We start from the raw sequence: 18,297 nt of genomic DNA, 5'->3' as shown, positions 1-18,297 counted from the left end.
CTGCCCGGTCGAGAGTTCCGCTCACCTGGCACATCACGTGCGGCGCGGGAATGCTCTGGGTGGGAGTCCCATTCGACCGGGACTCTCGTCCGGGAGTCCGGAGGGGTGAGCGGGAATTTCGGGGGTTGGGATTCACGATCTTGGGTGATTGGCGCAACTCGGGGCAACCCGCGACCTCTCCCAGTGGTGTTTGTTACCAGGATGTTCAGCAGTACCCGAGAGGATCGCGATGAACTGGATGATTTACGGCGCGAGCGGCTACACCGGTCGGTTGGTCGCGGACCTGGCGATCGCCCGCGGGGAACGTCCGGTGCTGGCCGGTCGTGATCCAGCGAAGATCGCCGCCTTCGCCACGCCGCGCGGCCTGCCCTACCGCATCTTCGACCTCGACGACCCGGACGTTGTCGCCGCGGGCCTGCGGGACATCGACGTCGTGGCGCACTGCGCCGGGCCGTTCTCCGAGACGTCCGCGCCGATGGTCCGCGGCTGCCTGCGAGCCGGTGTGCATTACCTGGACATCACTGGCGAAATCGACGTGTTCGAGGCGGTTTTCGCGCACCACGAGGACGCCCGGCGCGTTGGTGTGGTGCTGCTGCCCGGCTCGGGTTTCGACGTGGTGCCCACCGACTGCCTGGCCGCGATGGTCGCCGCCGAATTGCCCACCGCGACCAGCCTCGACCTGGCGTTCCACGCCAGCGGCGGGATCAGCGGCGGCACGCTGAAGAGCGCGTTGGAAGGCGCCGCGCTGGGCGGTCGGGCCCGCATCGACGGCGAAATCCGCACCGTGCCGCTGGCGTGGCGGCGGCGTGAGGTGCCGTTCCCGTCCGGGCGGCGAAAGGTGACCGCACTGCCCTGGGGCGATGTGAGCTCGGCCTACCGCAGCACCGGGATCAGCACCATCACCACCTTCGCCCACCTGCCCGGACTCGACCTCGCCGGGCGCAGATCATCCCGGTTGTCGCAGGTCGTGATGCGTTCGCACGTCGTGCAACAGCTGGGCAAGGCGGCGATCGGCGCGGTGGTGCGCGGACCCGGCCGCGCCACCCGCTCGCGCAGCTGGGTCGAGGTGTACGCGGAAGCAACGGCGCCGGACGGCACGAGCGTGTCGGCGGCCCTGATCGGCCCGGACACCTACGACCTGACGGCCGACGCGGTGCTCCGGGCCGTCAGCGCCCTGCGTTCCGAGCCGCCCGCGCCGGGTGCCCACACCCCGGCAACGGCCTTCGGTGCGGACTTCGTCCGCCGCCTGCACGGCATCAAGATCATCGAACCAGCCCACTGCTGACACCATCCACAGTGGACCACCGACCCCGCCACCAAACCACGGCCGCCCACCCGGCCGGAGCCGTTGCGATTTCTCGTGAAATTGCAGCCCCGCACACGGATGGCGTACCGAGGGCCTGGGTAGCGAAGGGCTTCTGACCCTCGTTCGGGTGGGTGCAATTTGCAACGACGGCGGGCGGCGTTAGTGGGTGTGCGGATTGGGCGTGACGAGGGCAGTCGTCAGGCACCGCCACGCAAGCCAGTCCGCGCATCCTCTTACGTGCTGCGGCCGCCGAGTTGGCGGGTGGCTTCGCGGGCCGCTCGTTGCACCCTGGGAGTCCAGTCGTGGCAGCGCTGCGGGGTCAGGCGTTGGGTCGGGCCGGAGATGCCGATGGCTGCGACCAGGCGATCCTGGGCGTCGAAGACCGGTGCGCTGACCGATGCGGCTCCGGCGTCGCGTTCCTCCGAAGTGATCGCGAAGCCCTGCTTGCGGGTCTGCGCCAGGGCGATCCGCAGCAGCTCCGCGTCGGTGATCGTGAAATCCGTGTAGCGCGCCAGCTCGCCGCCGAGGACGATATCGGCCGCCTCGTCGTCCCAGGCCAGCAGCACGCGGCTGGCCGAACCGGCGTGCAGCGGCATGAGCTTGCCGACGTGCATCTCCCGGCGCACGGCGTGGTGCGTCTCGGCCATCGCGACGCACACGCGCAGGTTGCCCTCGCGCCGGAAGACGCACGACGTCTCGCCGGTGTCGTCCCGCAGCTGCCGCACGATCGGGCCGAGCAGTTGCACCACGTCGAGGCCGGTCGACGCCGGTGCCGCCCAGTAGGCGAGGCTGAGCCCGATCCGGTACCGGTCGCCGCTGCGATCCAGGAAGCCCTCCGCGACGAGGTTGGCCACGATCCGCTGGCACGTGCTGGGTGGAAGGCCCGTCGCACGTCGGATTTCCGGAATCGTCAGTTCCGGGCGTTCGGGGCTGAACGCGGCGAGCACCTCGCGGATCTTGCCCAGCACCAGCAGCGGTTTGACGCCGCGAGGGAGCTCCCGCCCCGGCGCCGCGGCGACGTCGAGATCAGCATCCGGGAGGTCGATCTCCGCACCCGAATCGAGTTCAGACATCTGATCTCCAGGTCTCCTGCGACTGTTCCGACGCCAATCGTACCGGGCCGGGAATCCGCGACCTGCGACGTTGCGATCGGCTGGGGCAGCACCCGGCCGGGTTCATCGGGTTGCCCGGATCCGCCAGGGTCTGCGCTCAGATCTCGACCAGCACGCCACGGGCAGTTGCAACCTCATATTCGCGGCGGACTGGTCGAACCAGCGTGATCGCCGAGTTGTGGCATCAGGGCGTCCACATCGGACAGATAGACGGCCTTACGGCATCGCCCACTCGTGGGTGGGACGGCTGCGCCGGGCGCCGAACGCGGCTCGACTGCGCTGCGGTTCGTCGACCTCGGACAACAGCTGTTCCCCGGCCAGGACGAGCCGATGGAACGCCTCGGGGGTGAGCCAGCTCGGCCGCAACGCGTAGAGCAAGTCCTCCAGCGCGGTGTTGCCACTGGCACCGGGCGCGAACGGGCAACCGCCGAGTCCGCCCAGTGTTCCGTCGAGGGTGTTCGCGCCCGCCGCCAGCGCCGCCATGCCGTTGGCCACGCCCAGGCCCCAGGTGTCGTGCCCGTGGAACACCAGCCAGCGGTCGTCGATCAGGTCGCGGGTCGTGCGCACCAGTTCGGTGACGCTCGACGGCACCGCCTGCCCGATCGTGTCGCACACGACGAAACTGCTCGCCAGCTGCACCCGCTCGTCGGCCAGCAGCTTCGCTACCCGGTCAACCGGGATCGGCCCCTCGAACGGGCAGCTGAACGCCGTTGAAATGCTCAGTTGCAGGACGCCACCGGCAGCGGCGACTTCCGCGGCAACCGCTGGCAGATCGGCGAGACTCGCCTCGGTCGACCGGCCGACGTTGTTGCGGTTGTGCGTGTCCGACGCCGAAAGCACGAACTGCACGTTGCGCACCCCGGCGTCCAGGGCACGCCGCGTTCCGGTCAGGTTCGGCACCAGGACCCAGCAGGTGGCCAGTTCATCGGCGTCGAGTTCGCGCACCAGGTCGAGGGTGTCGGCCATCGCTGGCACCCGGTCCGGGCGGACGACCGCGCCGATTTCCACGCTGGTGATGCCCGCTGCGAACAATTCCCTGGCCAGCCGCAGCTTTTCGGCGGTCGGCAGGATCTTGCTGGCGAGTTGGAGCCCATCGCGCAACGTCACGTCACGCACCAGGGGAGTGGCTTTCACTTCAGATCACCTGCTTTTCGTGCAGTTCGCGCCGAGCGTTCTCGTCGAGGCCGAGCAAACTGCCCAGCACCTCGTCGTTGTGCGCGCCGAGTTCGGGGCCGAGCCAGCGGATCTCCTCGGGCTCGCTGCCCAGTCGCGGTACCACGCCGGGGAACGCGACCGGCCCGAAGTCCTCGTCACCATCGCGCACTTCGCGGCGTCGCAGCATGCCGCGTGCCAGGAAGTGCGGATCCTTGCTGATGTCGGCCGCGTCGTAGATCGGACCGGCGGGCACCCCGGCCTCGTCGAGCAGGCGGAGCACCTCGTCGATCTCGCGGTCACCGGTCCAGGCGCTGATCGCGGCGTCCAGTTCGTCGCGCCGTTGCCACCGGCCGGGGTTGGTGGCCAGGCCCGGGTCGTCGCGCAGGTCGGTGCGGTCGAGCACGGTCATCAGACGGCGGTAGATCGCGTCGCCGTTGCCCGCGATCACCACCCACTTGTCGTCCCGGCAGCGGTAGGTGTTGGTCGGTGCCAGGCCCTCCATCCGGCCGCCGGTGCGCTCCCGCAGCACGCCGTATGCCTCGTAGTCGGGCAGCAGCGACTCCATCATGCTGAACACGGCCTCGTACAGCGCGACGTCGACGACTTTGCCGGGTTGGTGCTCACCGCGCTCGCGGCGCAGCAAGCTCATCAGGACGCCGATGGTCGCGTACAGCCCGGCCACCGTGTCGCCGATGCTGATGCCGACGCGGGCCGGTGGCCGGTCGGGGTCACCGGTGAGCAGCCGCAGGCCACCGATGGCTTCGGCGACCGCGCCGAAACCGGGCCGGTCCCGGTACGGGCCGGTTTGGCCGTAGGCAGAGACGCGCACCAGCACCAGGTCCGGCCTGGCCTCGGTGAGCTGGTCCGGGCCGAGGCCCCACTTCTCCAGGGTGCCCGGACGGAAGTTCTCGATCACCACGTCGGACCGCCGGACCAGGTCGAGTGCGATGGCTCGGCCCTCGTCGCTGCGCAGGTCGAGGGTGATGCACTTCTTGTTCCGGTTCATGGTGCGCCACAGCATCGAGGTCTCGCCCCGGAAGAGTCGCCAGCTGCGCAGTTCGTCGCCGGTTCCAGGGCGTTCGACCTTGATCACCTCGGCGCCGAAGTCGGCGAGCAGTCGGCCCGTCGTGGGGGCGGCGATGTAGTTGCCCAGTTCGAGCACCCGGATCCCGGACAACGGGCCTTGCGTACTCATTCCACTCCTTGCCACTATGTGGTTGATTCTCCTCTATGTGGAAATCGTAGCTCGCGTCAGATTTGATCGGCAACAATCGCGACCCCGTCGCCCCGCGCTTCGTGGCCGAGCCCACATACCGCCGCCGGAGCCGCCAGCCGGGGCGCTATCCAGGGTTGAGACCCGTGTTCGGGTGGCGAGTGAAGGGCACCTTTGACCGGCTAACTCGGTCGAAGGTGCCCTTCACTCGCGTCGCCACCCCGCGTGACCGGCCGGAGGGTCGGTGTCGCGTCAGGTTCGGAACGGGAGGTATTGGTGGAATGGCTGTCCGCAAGGGAGATAATTCTCCACAATGTGGCTTGGTTGCGTTCGATGCTGAGTGAGAAAGCCAGACCTGGCGGCTCGGTGCGCTGGTGTTGCTGCTCGACCGGTCGGCGCGCCGTTCGGTGCGGAAGCGGGGCCGGGCCGATGTTGGGTCCGGCGTGGACGACATGCTCGCTCCACTGTGGACGTGGCTCACCGCGTCCAAGCCTCACTCGGCGAGGACGCGCAGCATGCCCTCCGGACCTGACGTGCTCTCCAGGAACTCCACGTAGGGGCCTTCGCCCGAGGGCGGGCGCAGCGAGGCGAACTCGGAACGGTCCCCGGCGAGCTCCATGCCGGTGGCCGCCGCCAACGTTCGGGCGTGCGAGCGCGGGTCCGGGGTGTCGATGACGACCGCGGCTACCGGTCCGGTGTCGGCGTAAACCGTCCGCGGTTCGAGCACGCACAGCTCGTTGCCCTCGACGTCGGCCATCACCACCCACGGGACGTCGCTGCTCTGGTCGATGTCGGCGAACCGGGCACCGGCGTTGAACAACCGCTCCACGATCTTGTTCTGGTCATCGTGCGATTCGCTGCGCAGGTCCAGGTGCACGCCGTTCTTGGCGGTCTTGGCCCGCGTAGTGGCGACGAACCGCAGCAGCACACCAGCGCCGGTCGGCCGGACCACGAACCCGGCGTGCGTGTCGAGTTGCCACCCGAGCACTTCCGCCCACCACCGGGCCAGCCGCTCCGGCTCCCGCGTCGAGAACTCCACAACGATCGAAGCCATGCCGAGAAGTTACGGCGATTCCCGCGCCCGTGCAGGGCACGGCAAATGGGTGGCGATTCGCCGGACGATCGCCGAAGCTTGCGGGCTATGCGGATTCGCGACGCGCACCCCGACGACTGGGCGGCGATCTGGCCGTTCATGCACGACATCGCGGCGGCCGGGGAGACCTTCTCCTGGGACCGCGACATCGACGAGCAGCGCGCCCGGCAGCGGTGGTTCCCGGCGCCGCCGGGCCGCACGGTCGTGGCCGTCGACGAGAGCGGCGCCGTGGTCGGCACCGCGGTCTCCGGCCCGAACCACGAAGGCCCGGCAGCGCACGTCGCGACCGCCAGCTTCATGGTCGATCCGCAGCATTCCGGGCGCGGCGCTGGCCGAGCGCTGGGAAGTCATGTGCTGGACCAGGCGCGGGCGGACGGTTTCCGCGCGATGCAGTTCAACGCGGTCGTCGAGACCAACGTCCGAGCAGTCGCGCTGTGGCGCGCCCTGGGCATGGAGATCGCCGCAACCCTCCCGGAAGCGTTCCACCACTCAACCCACGGCTACGTCGGCCTACACGTGATGTACCAACTTCTCTGACCCCGGCCGGGTTTTTAAAGGTGCGCGGATTGGCTGTGACCGCAGGCGGCCGTCAGGCAAGCGGCGTCAGCTGCTTCCTTCCACTCTCGCAGCTTGCGCCGCCGCGGGTTCACGGTGCCCACCCCTCTGGGGTTCTCCCCGCGAGGACAGCCCCGACGTGGTGCATTGGACATACATGATGTCGGGGATCCCACAGCGAGAAGACCTCTGAGGTTCCGCTACCCGCACCGCCACGCAAACCAATCTGCACACCCTATTCATGCATCGGTGCGTTCGAGGCCGGTGCCGTCCCAGGTGGTGTGGGTGCAGGCGATGCCGTGGCCGCTGCGGGGGCGGAGGACGTCGTAGATGTGCATCTTCGGGATCTTCGGCGACACCCCCCAGCCGCTGGGCCAGGTGATCAGCCAGTCCATGTCCAGGTCCACCAGCAGGCCGAGCATCCGTGCGATCGTCGGGTCGTCCAGCCGCTCGAACGCCTCGTCCAGCAGCACCAGCCGCAACGGGCCACGGCCGTCCGAGGCCACGCTGACCGCGTCGTAGAACGCCGCCGCGGCAGCGAAGAGCGTCACGTAGGAGATCAGGCGCGTCTCACCGGAGGACAGCTGCCGCAGCCGCCGCACGCGTGGCTTGCCGTCCGGCCCGGTGTCGCGAACCCGCACCGTGAACGCGAACCACGACCGGTAGTCCAGCGCACGCGCCAGGATTTCCGCGTAGCCGCCCGAAGTGCTGTCCCGTTCGGACTCGATGAGATCGGTGAACACCCGCCGCAGCAACGCATCCTGGTCGTCGCTGCGGTTGGCGAACGGGGTGCGCACCAGCTCGATGGCCTGCTTGATGTCCTCGCCCAACGCCGCCGAAGGCTGCCATTCCAGCTGGACGTGCACGCCCTGGCTGGACCTGGCGCCGTCGAGCACCTCGTTCATCCGGTTGCACAGGTCCTCGGCGATGCCGACCTGCCCGCGCAGCCGTTCGGCGAGGTCCCGGATCAGGTAGTCGGCGAAGATCGACTGGTAGCGCTCGTTGAGGTAACCGCGCTGCTCGCCGAGCCGTTCGCCGACCCGGCGGGCGGCCTCGGCCACCGGCTGCGGGCCTTCCTCGCCGGTGACGGTCACGGTGAGCAGGCCGTGCTGGTCGGCGGCGGTGATGTCGTAGTTGCCGCTCAACGCGTGTTGCAGGGTTTGCAGCCGGTTGAGCACGGTGGCCTCCGACGAGCCTCGGCGGTCCGCTTCGGCGAGCAGGCCCGCGGCTTCGTCCACGTCCTCCGGCGCGGTTTCGGCGACGTCCGCTGCCGACCACAGACCGGGGATGCGAAGCGCCTGCCGGAACGAGTCGGTGGCGGTGGCCGCGTCGTGCTCCCGGCCCGCGAGCTGGGATTGCTTGTGCTCCAGCTGGGTTTCCAGCCGCGCCGCGGACTCCCGCAGCGAACTGATCTTCTCCCGCGCCTGCGGCAACTGCTCGCGCAGCTCCGCGCGCTCGCGCTCGAACGCGCCGACCTTGTCGGCGATCTGCTGCGCCTCGCCGCCGACGGCGGAGGTGAGCTCCGCGAGCCCGGTGGCCTGCTCCGCGTATTCGGCGCAGCGCCGTTCGGCCTGCGACTCGGCCTCCATCCGGTCGGCCACCGCAGCGTCGTGGTGCAGCGAGATGTCCCGCAGGTCGTCGAGGGTCGGCAGGCAGCGCGACTCGATCGTTTCGCGCAGCGCGTCGATTGCGGCTCGGGCGTCGGTGGCGGCCCGGTGCGCGGTGTCGAGTGCCTGCGTGTCGGCGGGCAGGTCGGCTTCCCCGGCCGAGCGGACCAGCTCGGCCTGCGACGCCTGCCAGCGCTGGTCGGCGTTCTCGTGCTGCTCGCGCAGTTGCACGGCCCGTTGATCGGCGTCCGCCGCAGCCTCGATAGCCGTCGCCAACTTGGCATGCGCGGTCAGCAGGTCGCTGTCCTCCGGGTACGACTCAAGGTGCTGCTCCAACGCCGCGGCGTGCTCGCTCGCTTCGCGGTGCCGCCGCTCGGCGTCGCCGATCTCGCCGCGCAGCCGCGCCAAGTCCTCCTCCAGCTCCGCGATGCGTCGTGCGCGGGCCGCTTCGCGGGCTCCCGCGCCGACGTACTCCGCCGCGTCCTTGCGCCACGAGCCGGAGAGCACCCCGGCCCGCCAGGACCCGGTGACCGAAACGGAAAATCCGGTGTCCCCATCGATCGACACCGAAGCCAGCAGCGCGGCGACCCGCTCCGGCGGCACCGGGCAGTCGGGCTCGGCGGCGGGGGACAGCAGGTCAGCGAGCGTGCCGCCGGAGCGTTGTTCGGCCGGTGCGGCGAGCAGGTCGGCTAGTCCGGACACCGCGCCGTCGGCGGTGACCCACGCGTTGAGCAGCCCGCTGGACTGCAACGCCGCTTCCAGCCCGGCCCGGTCGGTCTCGTTCAGCGACGGCTGGAAGTCGACCAGTTCGTGGAAAGCGCGGCCCTGGGCGGCATCCCGTGCCGCGTCGGCCCAGCCGGGGCGTGCTGGGGTCCGTTCGTGCCCGGCGCGGAGCTCGGCGAGTTCTTCTTCGCGGGTCCGGGCGTCCGCGCGCAGTTCGGCGATCTCCTGCTCGCTCGCCGACACCTCTCGACGCGCCTCGTGCAACTGCGGCTTGGCCCAGCGACGCGCGTGCTCGCGGGCCCGCCTGGTCGCTGAGCGGTCCGCGGTGAGATCTTCGGCCACCGGAGGTTCGGGCAGTTCGTCCACGGTGGAGGGCCACTCAGTGCACCACTTCTGGGTGAGTTCCACCCACACCGCAGCCGTGTCGAAGAGTTCCTGCTGGGCCTGGTTGCGCCGCCCTGCGGACTCGGTCGCGGCCAGCTGCGCCTGCCGGGCCAGCCGTTGCAGTTCAGCGACTTCGTCCTGCTCCGCGTCCAGTTCCAGGGCCTGCTGGTGCAGCGCGAGGGTCAGCGCGGAACGCTGCCGGGCGACCGATGCGGCCTGCGCGGAATTTTCGACCGCAGCACGGAATTCCGCGGCGAGTGCATCGGTGTCCAGCTGTGGCGCGCCGTAGCGCTGCACTGGCAGCGGCTCGGCGTCCGGCTCCGGCGAGGTGCGCACTTCGGCCTGTTCGCCGCGCACCTCGGCGGCCGGGATCGCGGGTGGTTGCGGCACCAGCGAACCGTCCAGGCCCGCGGTGGAAAGCTGCCGCGCCGCTCGGCCCGCCGCCACCCCGGCGGCCTCGGCGTCACCGGTCAACCGGCGCAACATGCCCACCACCGATTCGGCGGAGCGGTGCTCCTGCGCGCGGTGCTTGCTCGCCGTGTCGAGCGCCGAAACCGCTGCGGCGCGGGCACTTTCCACCAGCCGCTCGCGGTCGCGCAGGTTCTGCAGCTCGGAATACGCGGGGTGGGAGCGCAACGCGTCGATGCTGGATTCCAACTCGCCTTCGCGCTGTTCGAGCTCGGCGATCCTGCGCTGCGCGGCCTCGCGATCGTGCCGCTTACCGGCTACCTGCTTTTCCAGACCGGCGAGTTCTCCGCGCAGCGCCCGCAGTTTCTCCTGCGCGGCGCGCATCGCTTCGGCGCGGTCGCGCAGCGCGCCGAACGCGTACCCGGAATAGGTGGACAGGAACGCGCTGAGCGCCTTGTCCGCGCCGGTCAACCGGACGATGTTCGCCCGGATCGACTCCAGGTCGTCGAACGAACTGGCCAGCCGTTCGATCAAACCCGGATCCAACGGCGGCAGCGCATCCGAGAGGATCTGCTCCAGCTGCCCTTCCAGGACTTTCAGCCCGACGTCCGGATTGCGCAGGGTGCGTTGCAGGTGCAGCAGGTCGCCGTAGCGGGCGGCGGGCACGCCGTAGACCGTGGCCGCGACCTTCGCGCGGAACGCCTGCTCGTCGAGCACGCAGTCGGCGCCGAGCAGCTCGCGCAGCTGCGCCGAACCCAGCGGGACCCGGTCGGCGCCGACCAGGTGCAGGTTGATGCCGACCCGGCGGCCGGTGATGAACCGCCACGAATCGCTGATCGACTGCGAGGTCTTCGACGCCTTCACCCCGAGGCCGCAGGTGAGGAATTCCTCGCCGCCGTCCGGGGTTTCGCGGCGCAGCTCGATCCAGGCGTAGCCGATCCGGTTCGGCCCGCCGGGGTATTCGTCGAGCATCAACCGCCGGATGCTGACCGTGTCGAAGCCCTTGGAACCCAGCTGCCGCAGGTCGCCGTCCAGGCACAGCGGCAGCAGCAGTTCCAGGGTGCGGGACTTGCCGGAACCGTTGGTGCCCTGGAAGATCGCCCGGCCGCCGCCCAGGTCGAAGGTGGTCTCGGCGTACTGCCAGATGTTGACGATCCCACCGCGGTGCAGTCGCCACCGGTTCGCGGTGGGCAGCGATTCAGCGTTGTCTGCGCTCACCGTTGACCATCCTCTGCTACGTCGTCGAACAGCGACCAACCCGGCGATTCCGGGGCGGGGGTTTCCGGTTCCCGGCCCGCGGCCGGGGTGGCGTCCGGCTGCGGCAACCAGCGGTGCGCCGCCGGGTTGAGCAGCCAGCGGCCGTCGGAGTCGTGCAGCAGGCCGAGGCGGTGCAGCAACGCGACGACCGAGCGCACCAGTTCCTGGTGGTCCTCGGTGGCCTGCCGGGACCACGCGGCGGGGTAGGAGTCGACCAGGTCCTGGCAGACGTCGGTGAAGTCCTGCCAGGTGACCGGGTGCTTGCCCCGCTCGTCCGGCACCGCGCGGCTGAGCAGCTCCGGCAGCGCCAGCAGCGCGATGCGGGCGACCGTGCCGGGGCCGGGGAAGACGAGGTCGGTGAGGTAGTCCTCCGGGTCGCAGACCACCACACCTTCCGCGCGGCACTCGCTGACCAGGCCGAAAAACCGCTCCAGCAAACGGGATTCGTTGGTCACGTGCTCGCGCAGCCAAGTCGCGTGCTCGGCCGGGAGGTCGCCGTAGAGCACGACCGGGTCTTCGACGAGACGTCGCCGCACCGCGTGCGCCAAGTCCCGGGGGCCAGCGGCGGAGGCCAGCTGGACCAGCTGCTCGGGGCTGTCCGCCTCGGCCAGCGGTGCGGCGACGAGTTGGCCGAGCAGGTCGGTGTCGATGGTGATCAGGGCCTCGGCAGTGGACTCCGCGGTCACCGAGCCTTCGGTTTCGGTGATCACGCCGAGCGCCACCAGTTTGCGCAGCGCGGCGGTGAGCGCCCGGCGGTCCGCCGGGTCGTCGACCACCTGGATTTCGGCTTCCACCGCGGCGGCGCGAATATCGCTGACCAGGCGGGAGAGCAGCACTTGGCGGCCGATGCCGGTCAGCGCGGCCAACGTCAGCGCCAGGTACGCGTAACCACGCGGCGACAGCGACGCCTCGCCGCGCGTGGAGTCCGCTCCTGGCCCGGCCTTGTACAACCGGGCGAACCGCCGCTCCACCACGAGTCGGTACCCCAGCAGCGAGGAGAACAAGTCCTGGAGCACGGCCCGCTGGCGGTAGATCATCGGCAGCAGTTCGCCGTCCGGACCGCCGGAGCGCAGCAGCGGTCGGCGCAGCAGCGCCCGCGCGCAGCGGACCACGTTGGCCGCGTCGATGTCCGGCAGCTCGTCGAAAGTCGCGATCATCGGACCGGCTCCGGGGTTTCCGGGATAGCGCCGTCGCCGGAGACCTCCAAGACCGTGTCGCGCAGTGTCAAAGTGCCTGCGGCGCTGGAGATCCGGGTCTCCCGACCCGGCTCGGGGTGGACCGTGACCCGCAGCCGGTGCACCGGATCGAGCGCGGTGCCGGGATCATCGGAACCGTCGCGCTGCGCCATCGCCAGCGTCAGCAACTCGCACAACACCCCGAGTGCATCGGTGGACAGCCGCTGTTCGGCCAGCCGCGAACTCGCCTCGGCCAGTTCTGCGACCGCCGCGCTGCGCCGCTCGTCGGCCTGACGTGCTTGCGCCAGCAGGGTTTCCTCGGTCATCGGGTCGTCGAGCACCCGGGAAGTCCGGCCGCGCGCCCCGCGGTCTCCCCGGCTGCGCACGCTCACCGTCACGTCGAGCACCGGTCCGTCGCGCCACGGCACCTTGTCGTTGTCGCTGTCGTAGTCCGGCGCGGGCAGCAGGTGCCGCGCCGAGTGCAGCCCGAACGCGGCCGAATAGACCTGGTGGGAGGTGGTTTCGTCGGCGCTGTCGAACCACTTCGCCAGCTTCAGCAGCTCGCCCCGGCGGCCGGGCACCAGGCCACCGCCGGAGGTGGCGCGCTTGACGCTGGCCAGCAGCGAGCCGATGGCGCGGGCGGTGGCCTCGCGCAGCGCGGCGACCTGACTCGGTCGGCCCGGCGAGTCGACGAACCAGTCGGTCAGCTCCTGCCAGTCGGCGGCGGTGCGGCCCCGCGCGCGCTCCACATCGGTGCCGAGCTGGTCGGCCGGGCCGAGCAGCCGGAGCAGTTCGGGGCGGGCACTGGCCAGCCCAGCCAGCGAACCGGCGATCGTCTCGGTGTGTCGCAGCACGTCCTCCACGACCATCTGGATGTACTCCACCAGCAGGTTGCGGAACCCGGAGATCTCCTCGGGCGCCAGCTGATGCCGGGTCACCACCTGCCCCAGGTAGGCGTAGAAGTCGCGGACCGTGGCGGCCAGTTCCGCGTGCTGCAGGAACACCGTGGTGACCTGCTCAGCGAGCCGTTCGACCGCCTGCCGGGCGGATTTCGCCCGCGGATCGCGCTGTTCGGCGGTCAACGCGTCGGAAAGCGCCGCGCCGATCCGGGACAGCCCGCGGTCGATGGCGGGCAGCAGCTCGCGCGACACCTCGCGGGCGCCTTCGGGAACCCGCAGCAGCGCGTCGACGTCCCGCTGCACCCGGACCGCGAGTTTGCTGACCTGGTAGCGCACGCTGCCGTGCTGGAACTCGGCGATGCTCGACGCGATGGTCTCGCGGCGGCCCACCACCAGGTTGCCCCACTTGACCAGCTGCTTGAGCCGGTCGATCACGGTGTCCACATCGGACTCGCCGGGTGCTACCCGACCCTCCCGCTCGGCCGCGGCCAGCGCCGCGCCGACCTCTCCGGCGGACAGGTCGGCGAGCAGCGTCGAGGTGAACAACCGCATGATCGCCAGGTAGGTGCGGTGCTCGGGCGCCTGCAGGTAGGCGAACAGCTGCAGGCGCTGCCCGCCGTCGCGGGTCTGCTCGGGAGCCTGGGTGCTCGGCACGTCCGTCGCGGTGGTTCCCGCGACGCCCGCGCGCAGCACATCGGCATCGTGGTCCGGGGCCGTCACGGTCCGCCACGATATCCGGTCGCGCCGACACGGCCGGTCACCTGGCATGCGGTGATCGGTCCGACCGGTCCCAGCGGTAGCGTTCCGGGCAGCTTTGCGAGCTTCGGGACATCCGCTCCTGTGACTCGCGATGCCTGGCACGCGGGGTGCGAATCTGCTGGGCCGAGCGCGGTGGGGCGCGTTGCCCTGGGCGAACGCATTGGTCTCGGGTTCCAGGCAGCTGGGGACAGGTCGATCAGGAGGTGCGGCACCGGTGAGCGCGGGACGGGCGGTCGGACTGCTACTCGGAGTGGCCGCGGACGCGGCGATCGGCGACCCGAAGCGCGGCCACCCGGTCGCGATCTTCGGCAGGGCCGCGCAGACCGCTGAGCGGCTGCTGCACCGGGACCAGCGCCTCGCCGGGATCGCCTACACCGGCCTGCTGGTCGGCGGCACGGTCGGACTCGGGGTGCTGGCCCAGCGGCTGTCGCAGCGCAGCCCGGTGCTGGAGGCGGCGGCCACCGGGCTGGTCACCTGGGCCGTGCTGGGCGGCTCGTCGCTGGCTGATGAGGGCACCGCGATGGCCCGGATGCTCGATGCCGGGGAGATCGAGGCGGCTCGCGCGCGGCTGCGCAACCTGTGCGGCCGGGACTCGGCGGTGCTGGACGGCCAGGGCCTGGCGCGGGCGACCGTCGAGTCGGTCGCGGAGAACACCTCCGACGCGGTGGTCGCGCCCCTGGTGTGGGGTGCGATCGCCGGAATCCCCGGCCTGATCGGCTATCGCGCGGCCAACACCCTGGATGCCATGGTCGGGCACCGCTCGCCGCGCTACCGCAACTTCGGCTGGGCCGCCGCTCGCTTGGACGACGTGCTGAACCTGTTGCCGTCCCGGTTCGCGGCCGTGCTGACCGCTGCGTGCGCGCCGGTGGTCGGCGGTTCGGCCAGCGGCGCGTGGCGCACTTGGCGGCAGGACGCTTCGGCGCACCCGAGTCCGAACGCCGGGCAGGTCGAGGCGGCGTTCGCCGGTGCCCTCCAGATCCGGCTGGGCGGGCGGACGGTGTACGGCCACGTCGTGGAGCAGCGCCCGGTGCTGGGCGAGGGCCGCACCGCGGACGCGGGCGACGTAACCCGCAGCGTCGAGCTCTCCCGAGTGATCGGCACACTCACCGGTGTCCTGACCGCGGGTGCTGCCCTGGCCCGCGGCCTCCGCCGCGAACGCCGCACCCGCTGACGAGCAAGCGGCCCCGGCCCGCACCGTCCCGTGCAGAGCGCGGGAATTGCGCCGCGTCCGGTCAGGTGCGGTGGGTGGGTTCGGTGCTGCGGGCTTCGTCGGCAGACGCGGTGTCCTGTGGCGCTTCGCCTTCGCGGCGGGCTGCTTCTTCGCGTTCGCGGCGCTCGTCCTCGGCTATCGCCTGGGCCACCGACATCTTCTTCCGGCGACGACCGCCCCCGCCGACGGGAGGACCGCTGGGGATCGGCCGGTCGTCCGGCGCCTCTGCGGGTTCGCCGTCGGTGGTTTCGTCGCGCCACGCCGGTCGGGCTTCCGGGCGCAGTTCCGAGTAGACCAGGTAGCCGATCGCGATGATCGCCATGATGCCGAAGGCGATCCACTGCAGCGCGTACGAGAAGTACGGCCCGGATTCCAGCTGCGGCAGCGGTAGGGCATCCAACACACCGGGCTGCCCCTCGGCGAGCATGAAGTAGCCCGGCCGCAGCGGGATTCCGATGCCGTTGCCGATCGTCTGCGCGTTCACCGCGTAGGCCCACCGCTGGCCGTCGTGGTCGAACAGCGGGCGCTGCTTGCTGTCCTGCTCGTCGGCTCGGATGCGGGCGGTGAGCGTGACATCACCGGTCGGCGCCGCCGCGTAGTCCGGCGCTTGGGTGCCGTTGACCGGGCGGATGTAACCCCGGTCGACCAGCACGGTCGTGCCGTCGTCGAGCCGGAACGGGGTGAGCACCTCAAAGGCGGGTTCGCCCTGCACGGTGCGCTGCCAGGCCAGCGTTTCGCCGTTCGGCAGGTACTGCCCGCGCAGCAGGACCTTCGTCCACTCGGTCCGCTGGTCCGGCGCCTGCCCGGCGGGCAGCACCGCGGCGAGCGGTTTCGGCGCCGCGTGGAACGACTCGGTGATCGCGTTGTTGCGCGTCTGCGCCTCGTCGTTGCGGCCGAACTGCCAGGGGGCCAGCAGCGTGAAGCAGAGCGAGGAGAACACCACGACCAGCCCGATCAGACCCAGCCAACCGGGGCGCAGCAAGAACTTCAGACGCACCACCCCACCGTAGCTCAGCCATCCTGACCTGCGGTTTTGGGCTCCCGCTGGACGATCGTGGCAGGTCAGCCCGCTTGCGGAGGCCGGGGCGCGCGTGGCGAGAATGCGCAATCGTGATCAGTAGGACGCTGAACCGGTCCGGTGGTTTGGCTACGTTCGACGGGTGTGGGGAACACGTTGGAAGCGGGCGCACCGGCGCTGAAACCTGGCGCGTCGATTCGGATCTGGCAGTCGCTGCTGATCGGTGCCGGTGTCGGGCTGGTGGGCGGCGCGCTGACCATGCTGGGGCAACAGGTGCTCGCCGGTTCCGGCGGCTGGTTCATGCTGGTCAACTCGGCAACGCCGTGGGTGGTGCTCGCCTTCGTCGTGGGCATGTCCATCCCCGGTCGCCACGGGCTGGCTGCTGGCGCTGGCGCGTTGACCGAGGCCGGGATGGTCCTGGGTTACTACGGGACCGCGTTCTTGAGCGGTTTCGCGGTGTCGGCGTCCTCGACCCTGATCTGGATCCTGGCGGGCGTGCTCGCCGGTCCGGTCTACGCAGCGGCCGGATCTGCCCGGCGGCACCCGCGCATCCTGCTGCGGGTTGCCGGGCTCGGGCTGCTCGGTGGCGTGCTGATCATGGAAGGCTGCTGGGCACTGTGGTTGGCGACGGACGCCAACTCGAACTCCGGACCCGGCCCGGTGGCGGGCTGGTGCGCGATCGCGATCGGCGTGGTGCTCCCGCTCGTCCTCGGTCGCTCGATCAAGGACCGGATCGTCGGCTTGCTGATGACGATCCCGGTCATGGGCCTGGTGCTGGTGGGCTACCTCGGCGTCATGTGGCTGTTCATGCAGTGGTGAGCATGCGCAATTCCCCGCGAGACCGCCCCACCCAAGGGTCGGGGGGGGGGGGTGGGGGGGGGTGGGGGGCCCCCCCCCCACCCCCCCCCCGGGGGGGGGGGCGGGGGGGGCCCCTGGGCCCCAAAAACCCCCCCACGACACCGTCAGCGGTCAGCGCAGGGCGGAGCGGGCCGCGGAGACGGCTTGGGCGGCGTAGCCGCCGCCGAAGAGCACGGTGTGGACCAGCAACGGGAAGAGCTGGTGCAGCCCGATGCGGCGCTCCCAGCCTTCGGCGAGTGGGCTGACCTCCTGGTAAGCCGCCAGGATCCGGTCCAGGTGGGGGCAGCCGAACAGGCGCAGCATCGCCAGGTCGGTCTCCCGGTGACCGCCGTGCGCCGCCGGGTCGATCAACCAAGCCCTATCTGCGCCCCAATGCACATTGCCGCTCCAGAGGTCGCCATGCAGCCGCGCGGGCGGCTCGGCGGGCCCCGCGAGATCGTCGATCTCCGTGCAAACCTGGGAGATCACCGAGCCCTCCGCAGCGCTCAGCGTGCCCGTATCGACGGCGCGTCGGAGGTACGGCTCGATCCGCCAACGGGCGTAGCAGGACGGCCACTGCTCAGCCGGTTCGTTGCGCATCGGGGCGAGACCGATCCACGCATCTGCCGGACCGCCCGGCGGCGCCGCGCCGAAGGCCGGAGCGCCAGCGGCGTGGAGCTCGGCGAGCTCGCGGCCGAGCCTTTCGGCAGCCTGCGGGGTGGGCGCTGCCGTCGTGATGTGCGCGGTGACCAGCCAACGGTCGGTGTGTCCGTGCACTGCGGGCACCGCAACCGAGCCGGGCTCGGCGAGCCAGGCCAGCGATGCCGCTTCGGCCGCGATGGCGCCAGGCATCGTCGCCGGTGCGGTCTTGGCGAACACCGTCGCACCGTCGGCGAGGCGGACCTCGAACGCCGCGGCGGTGTCACCGCCGCTGAGTTGTCGCACTTCGATCGGCGCGCGCCCGGTGATCTCCGCCACGGCGGCACGAGCTCGCTCGCGCATCGGCCTCACGACCGTTCGCGGACCCAGTCGAGCAGGCCCGGCATCGCGGCTTCGACCATCGCGAGCACATCGTCGAACCCGTTCGGACCGCCGTAGTACGGGTCCGGAACTTCGGCACCGTCATCGGCGTCCGGGTCGAAGGAGCGCAGCAGCCGCACCTTCGCCGGGTCGTCAACGGCGCGGCGCACCGCGCGCAGATGTCCGGCGTCCATGGCGACCAGCAGGTCGGCGGCCAGGTGCCCGTCATCGATCTCCGCCGCGACGTGTTCGGTCGGGTAGCCGTGATCGGCGAGCACCTTCGCGGTGCGCGGGTCGGCAGGTTCGCCGACGTGCCACGGACCGGTTCCGGCGCTGGAGACCTCGACGCCGTCCAACCCGGCCCGGCGCAGGTGCTCGCGGAACACCAGCGCGGCCATCGGGGAGCGGCAGATGTTCCCGGAGCAGATGAAGGAGATGTGCACGTCTGCCGAGGGTACGGGTCGTGGGGGGGGGGGGGGGGGGCCCCCCCCCGCCCCCCAAAACCCCCCCCCCCTAATACCCCCCGGGGCCGCGGGGGCCGGCGGGGGTTGGTTGGGGCGCCCCCC

General features: G+C 70.9%; 14 protein-coding genes. 4 read left to right on the top strand and 10 right to left on the bottom strand.

Going from position 1 to position 18,297, the window contains the following annotated elements; genetic code table 11:
* Positions 1-229: 229 nt before the first annotated feature.
* Entirely contained in the window at positions 230-1,285 is a 1,056-nt protein-coding gene (locus MOQ72_RS25605) for a saccharopine dehydrogenase family protein (protein ID WP_242188212.1), read from the top strand.
* A gap of 254 nt (positions 1,286-1,539) precedes the next feature.
* Here MOQ72_RS25605 and MOQ72_RS25600 read toward each other — a convergent pair whose 3' ends face one another.
* The 4 genes from MOQ72_RS25600 to MOQ72_RS25585 all read right to left on the bottom strand — a co-directional run bounded on the left by MOQ72_RS25600 (position 1,540) and on the right by MOQ72_RS25585 (position 5,840).
* Positions 1,540-2,379 carry an IclR family transcriptional regulator gene (locus MOQ72_RS25600; protein WP_242188211.1) on the bottom strand — a complete coding sequence of 280 codons (840 nt, stop codon included), beginning with the start codon at positions 2,377-2,379 and terminating at the stop codon, positions 1,540-1,542.
* A gap of 255 nt (positions 2,380-2,634) precedes the next feature.
* The gene (locus MOQ72_RS25595) at positions 2,635-3,552 is read right to left on the bottom strand and encodes a hydroxymethylglutaryl-CoA lyase-like TIM-barrel protein (RefSeq protein WP_242188210.1); all 918 of its coding nucleotides are present in this window, start codon (positions 3,550-3,552) and stop codon (positions 2,635-2,637) included.
* A gap of 1 nt (position 3,553) precedes the next feature.
* Positions 3,554-4,768, bottom strand: a complete 1,215-nt coding sequence (locus MOQ72_RS25590) for a CaiB/BaiF CoA transferase family protein (protein WP_242188207.1) — start codon at positions 4,766-4,768, stop codon at positions 3,554-3,556.
* A 511-nt stretch (positions 4,769-5,279) separates the two neighbouring features.
* Entirely contained in the window at positions 5,280-5,840 is a 561-nt protein-coding gene (locus MOQ72_RS25585; RefSeq protein WP_242188206.1) for a VOC family protein, read from the bottom strand.
* 87 nt (positions 5,841-5,927) lie between these two features.
* On the opposite strand from MOQ72_RS25585, the gene MOQ72_RS25580 reads away from it, so the two are divergent.
* Positions 5,928-6,416 (top strand): GNAT family N-acetyltransferase, encoded by a 489-nt coding sequence (locus MOQ72_RS25580; RefSeq protein ID WP_242188205.1) that lies wholly within the window; start codon positions 5,928-5,930, stop codon positions 6,414-6,416.
* A gap of 257 nt (positions 6,417-6,673) precedes the next feature.
* Here MOQ72_RS25580 and MOQ72_RS25575 read toward each other — a convergent pair whose 3' ends face one another.
* The 3 genes from MOQ72_RS25575 to MOQ72_RS25565 are packed head-to-tail and all read right to left on the bottom strand — an operon-like array spanning position 6,674 to position 13,607.
* Complete coding sequence (locus tag MOQ72_RS25575) at positions 6,674-10,774, bottom strand: TIGR02680 family protein (protein ID WP_242188203.1); 4,101 nt, start codon at positions 10,772-10,774, stop codon at positions 6,674-6,676.
* A complete protein-coding gene (locus MOQ72_RS25570; RefSeq protein ID WP_242188201.1) occupies positions 10,771-11,970 on the bottom strand; it encodes a TIGR02678 family protein in 1,200 nt (399 codons plus the stop codon). Before MOQ72_RS25570 ends, MOQ72_RS25575 begins: the two co-directional genes overlap by 4 nt.
* On the bottom strand, positions 11,967-13,607 hold the full coding sequence (locus tag MOQ72_RS25565) for a TIGR02677 family protein (RefSeq protein ID WP_242188200.1): 1,641 nt from the start codon (positions 13,605-13,607) through the stop codon (positions 11,967-11,969). Before MOQ72_RS25565 ends, MOQ72_RS25570 begins: the two co-directional genes overlap by 4 nt.
* A gap of 253 nt (positions 13,608-13,860) precedes the next feature.
* Here MOQ72_RS25565 and MOQ72_RS25560 point away from each other — a divergent pair, with 253 nt between their 5' ends.
* Entirely contained in the window at positions 13,861-14,817 is a 957-nt protein-coding gene (locus tag MOQ72_RS25560) for a cobalamin biosynthesis protein (RefSeq protein ID WP_242188199.1), read from the top strand.
* Between the two features lie 61 nt (positions 14,818-14,878).
* On the opposite strand, the gene MOQ72_RS25555 is transcribed toward MOQ72_RS25560, so the two are convergent.
* Entirely contained in the window at positions 14,879-15,853 is a 975-nt protein-coding gene (locus MOQ72_RS25555; protein ID WP_242188197.1) for an SURF1 family cytochrome oxidase biogenesis protein, read from the bottom strand.
* Between the two features lie 165 nt (positions 15,854-16,018).
* Here MOQ72_RS25555 and MOQ72_RS25550 point away from each other — a divergent pair, with 165 nt between their 5' ends.
* Positions 16,019-16,693 carry a DUF6518 family protein gene (locus MOQ72_RS25550; protein ID WP_242188196.1) on the top strand — a complete coding sequence of 225 codons (675 nt, stop codon included), beginning with the start codon at positions 16,019-16,021 and terminating at the stop codon, positions 16,691-16,693.
* Positions 16,694-16,843: 150 nt separating this feature from the next.
* On the opposite strand, the gene MOQ72_RS25545 is transcribed toward MOQ72_RS25550, so the two are convergent.
* Both MOQ72_RS25545 and MOQ72_RS25540 read right to left on the bottom strand, forming a co-directional pair.
* The gene (locus tag MOQ72_RS25545) at positions 16,844-17,713 is read right to left on the bottom strand and encodes a fructosamine kinase family protein (protein WP_242188195.1); all 870 of its coding nucleotides are present in this window, start codon (positions 17,711-17,713) and stop codon (positions 16,844-16,846) included.
* A 5-nt stretch (positions 17,714-17,718) separates the two neighbouring features.
* Positions 17,719-18,129: a low molecular weight protein-tyrosine-phosphatase gene (locus MOQ72_RS25540; protein ID WP_242188277.1), complete on the bottom strand. Its 411-nt coding sequence runs from the start codon at positions 18,127-18,129 to the stop codon at positions 17,719-17,721.
* Positions 18,130-18,297: the final 168 nt, after the last annotated feature.

Source organism: Saccharopolyspora soli (assembly GCF_022678645.1).
Lineage (GTDB): Bacteria > Actinomycetota > Actinomycetes > Mycobacteriales > Pseudonocardiaceae > Saccharopolyspora > Saccharopolyspora soli.
This window is presented reverse-complemented; position numbering and strand designations above follow the sequence as displayed.

Bases quoted from the DNA above. Each gene is read 5' to 3' on its own strand.
- MOQ72_RS25605 (WP_242188212.1), top strand. From the start codon at position 230: ATGAACTGGATGATTTACGGCGCGAGCGGCTACACCGGTCGGTTGGTC.
- MOQ72_RS25600 (WP_242188211.1), bottom strand. From the start codon at position 2,379: ATGTCTGAACTCGATTCGGGTGCGGAGATCGACCTCCCGGATGCTGAT.
- MOQ72_RS25590 (WP_242188207.1), bottom strand. From the start codon at position 4,768: ATGAGTACGCAAGGCCCGTTGTCCGGGATCCGGGTGCTCGAACTGGGC.
- MOQ72_RS25585 (WP_242188206.1), bottom strand. From the start codon at position 5,840: ATGGCTTCGATCGTTGTGGAGTTCTCGACGCGGGAGCCGGAGCGGCTG.
- MOQ72_RS25580 (WP_242188205.1), top strand. From the start codon at position 5,928: ATGCGGATTCGCGACGCGCACCCCGACGACTGGGCGGCGATCTGGCCG.
- MOQ72_RS25570 (WP_242188201.1), bottom strand. From the start codon at position 11,970: ATGATCGCGACTTTCGACGAGCTGCCGGACATCGACGCGGCCAACGTG.
- MOQ72_RS25545 (WP_242188195.1), bottom strand. From the start codon at position 17,713: ATGCGCGAGCGAGCTCGTGCCGCCGTGGCGGAGATCACCGGGCGCGCG.
- MOQ72_RS25540 (WP_242188277.1), bottom strand. From the start codon at position 18,129: ATGGCCGCGCTGGTGTTCCGCGAGCACCTGCGCCGGGCCGGGTTGGAC.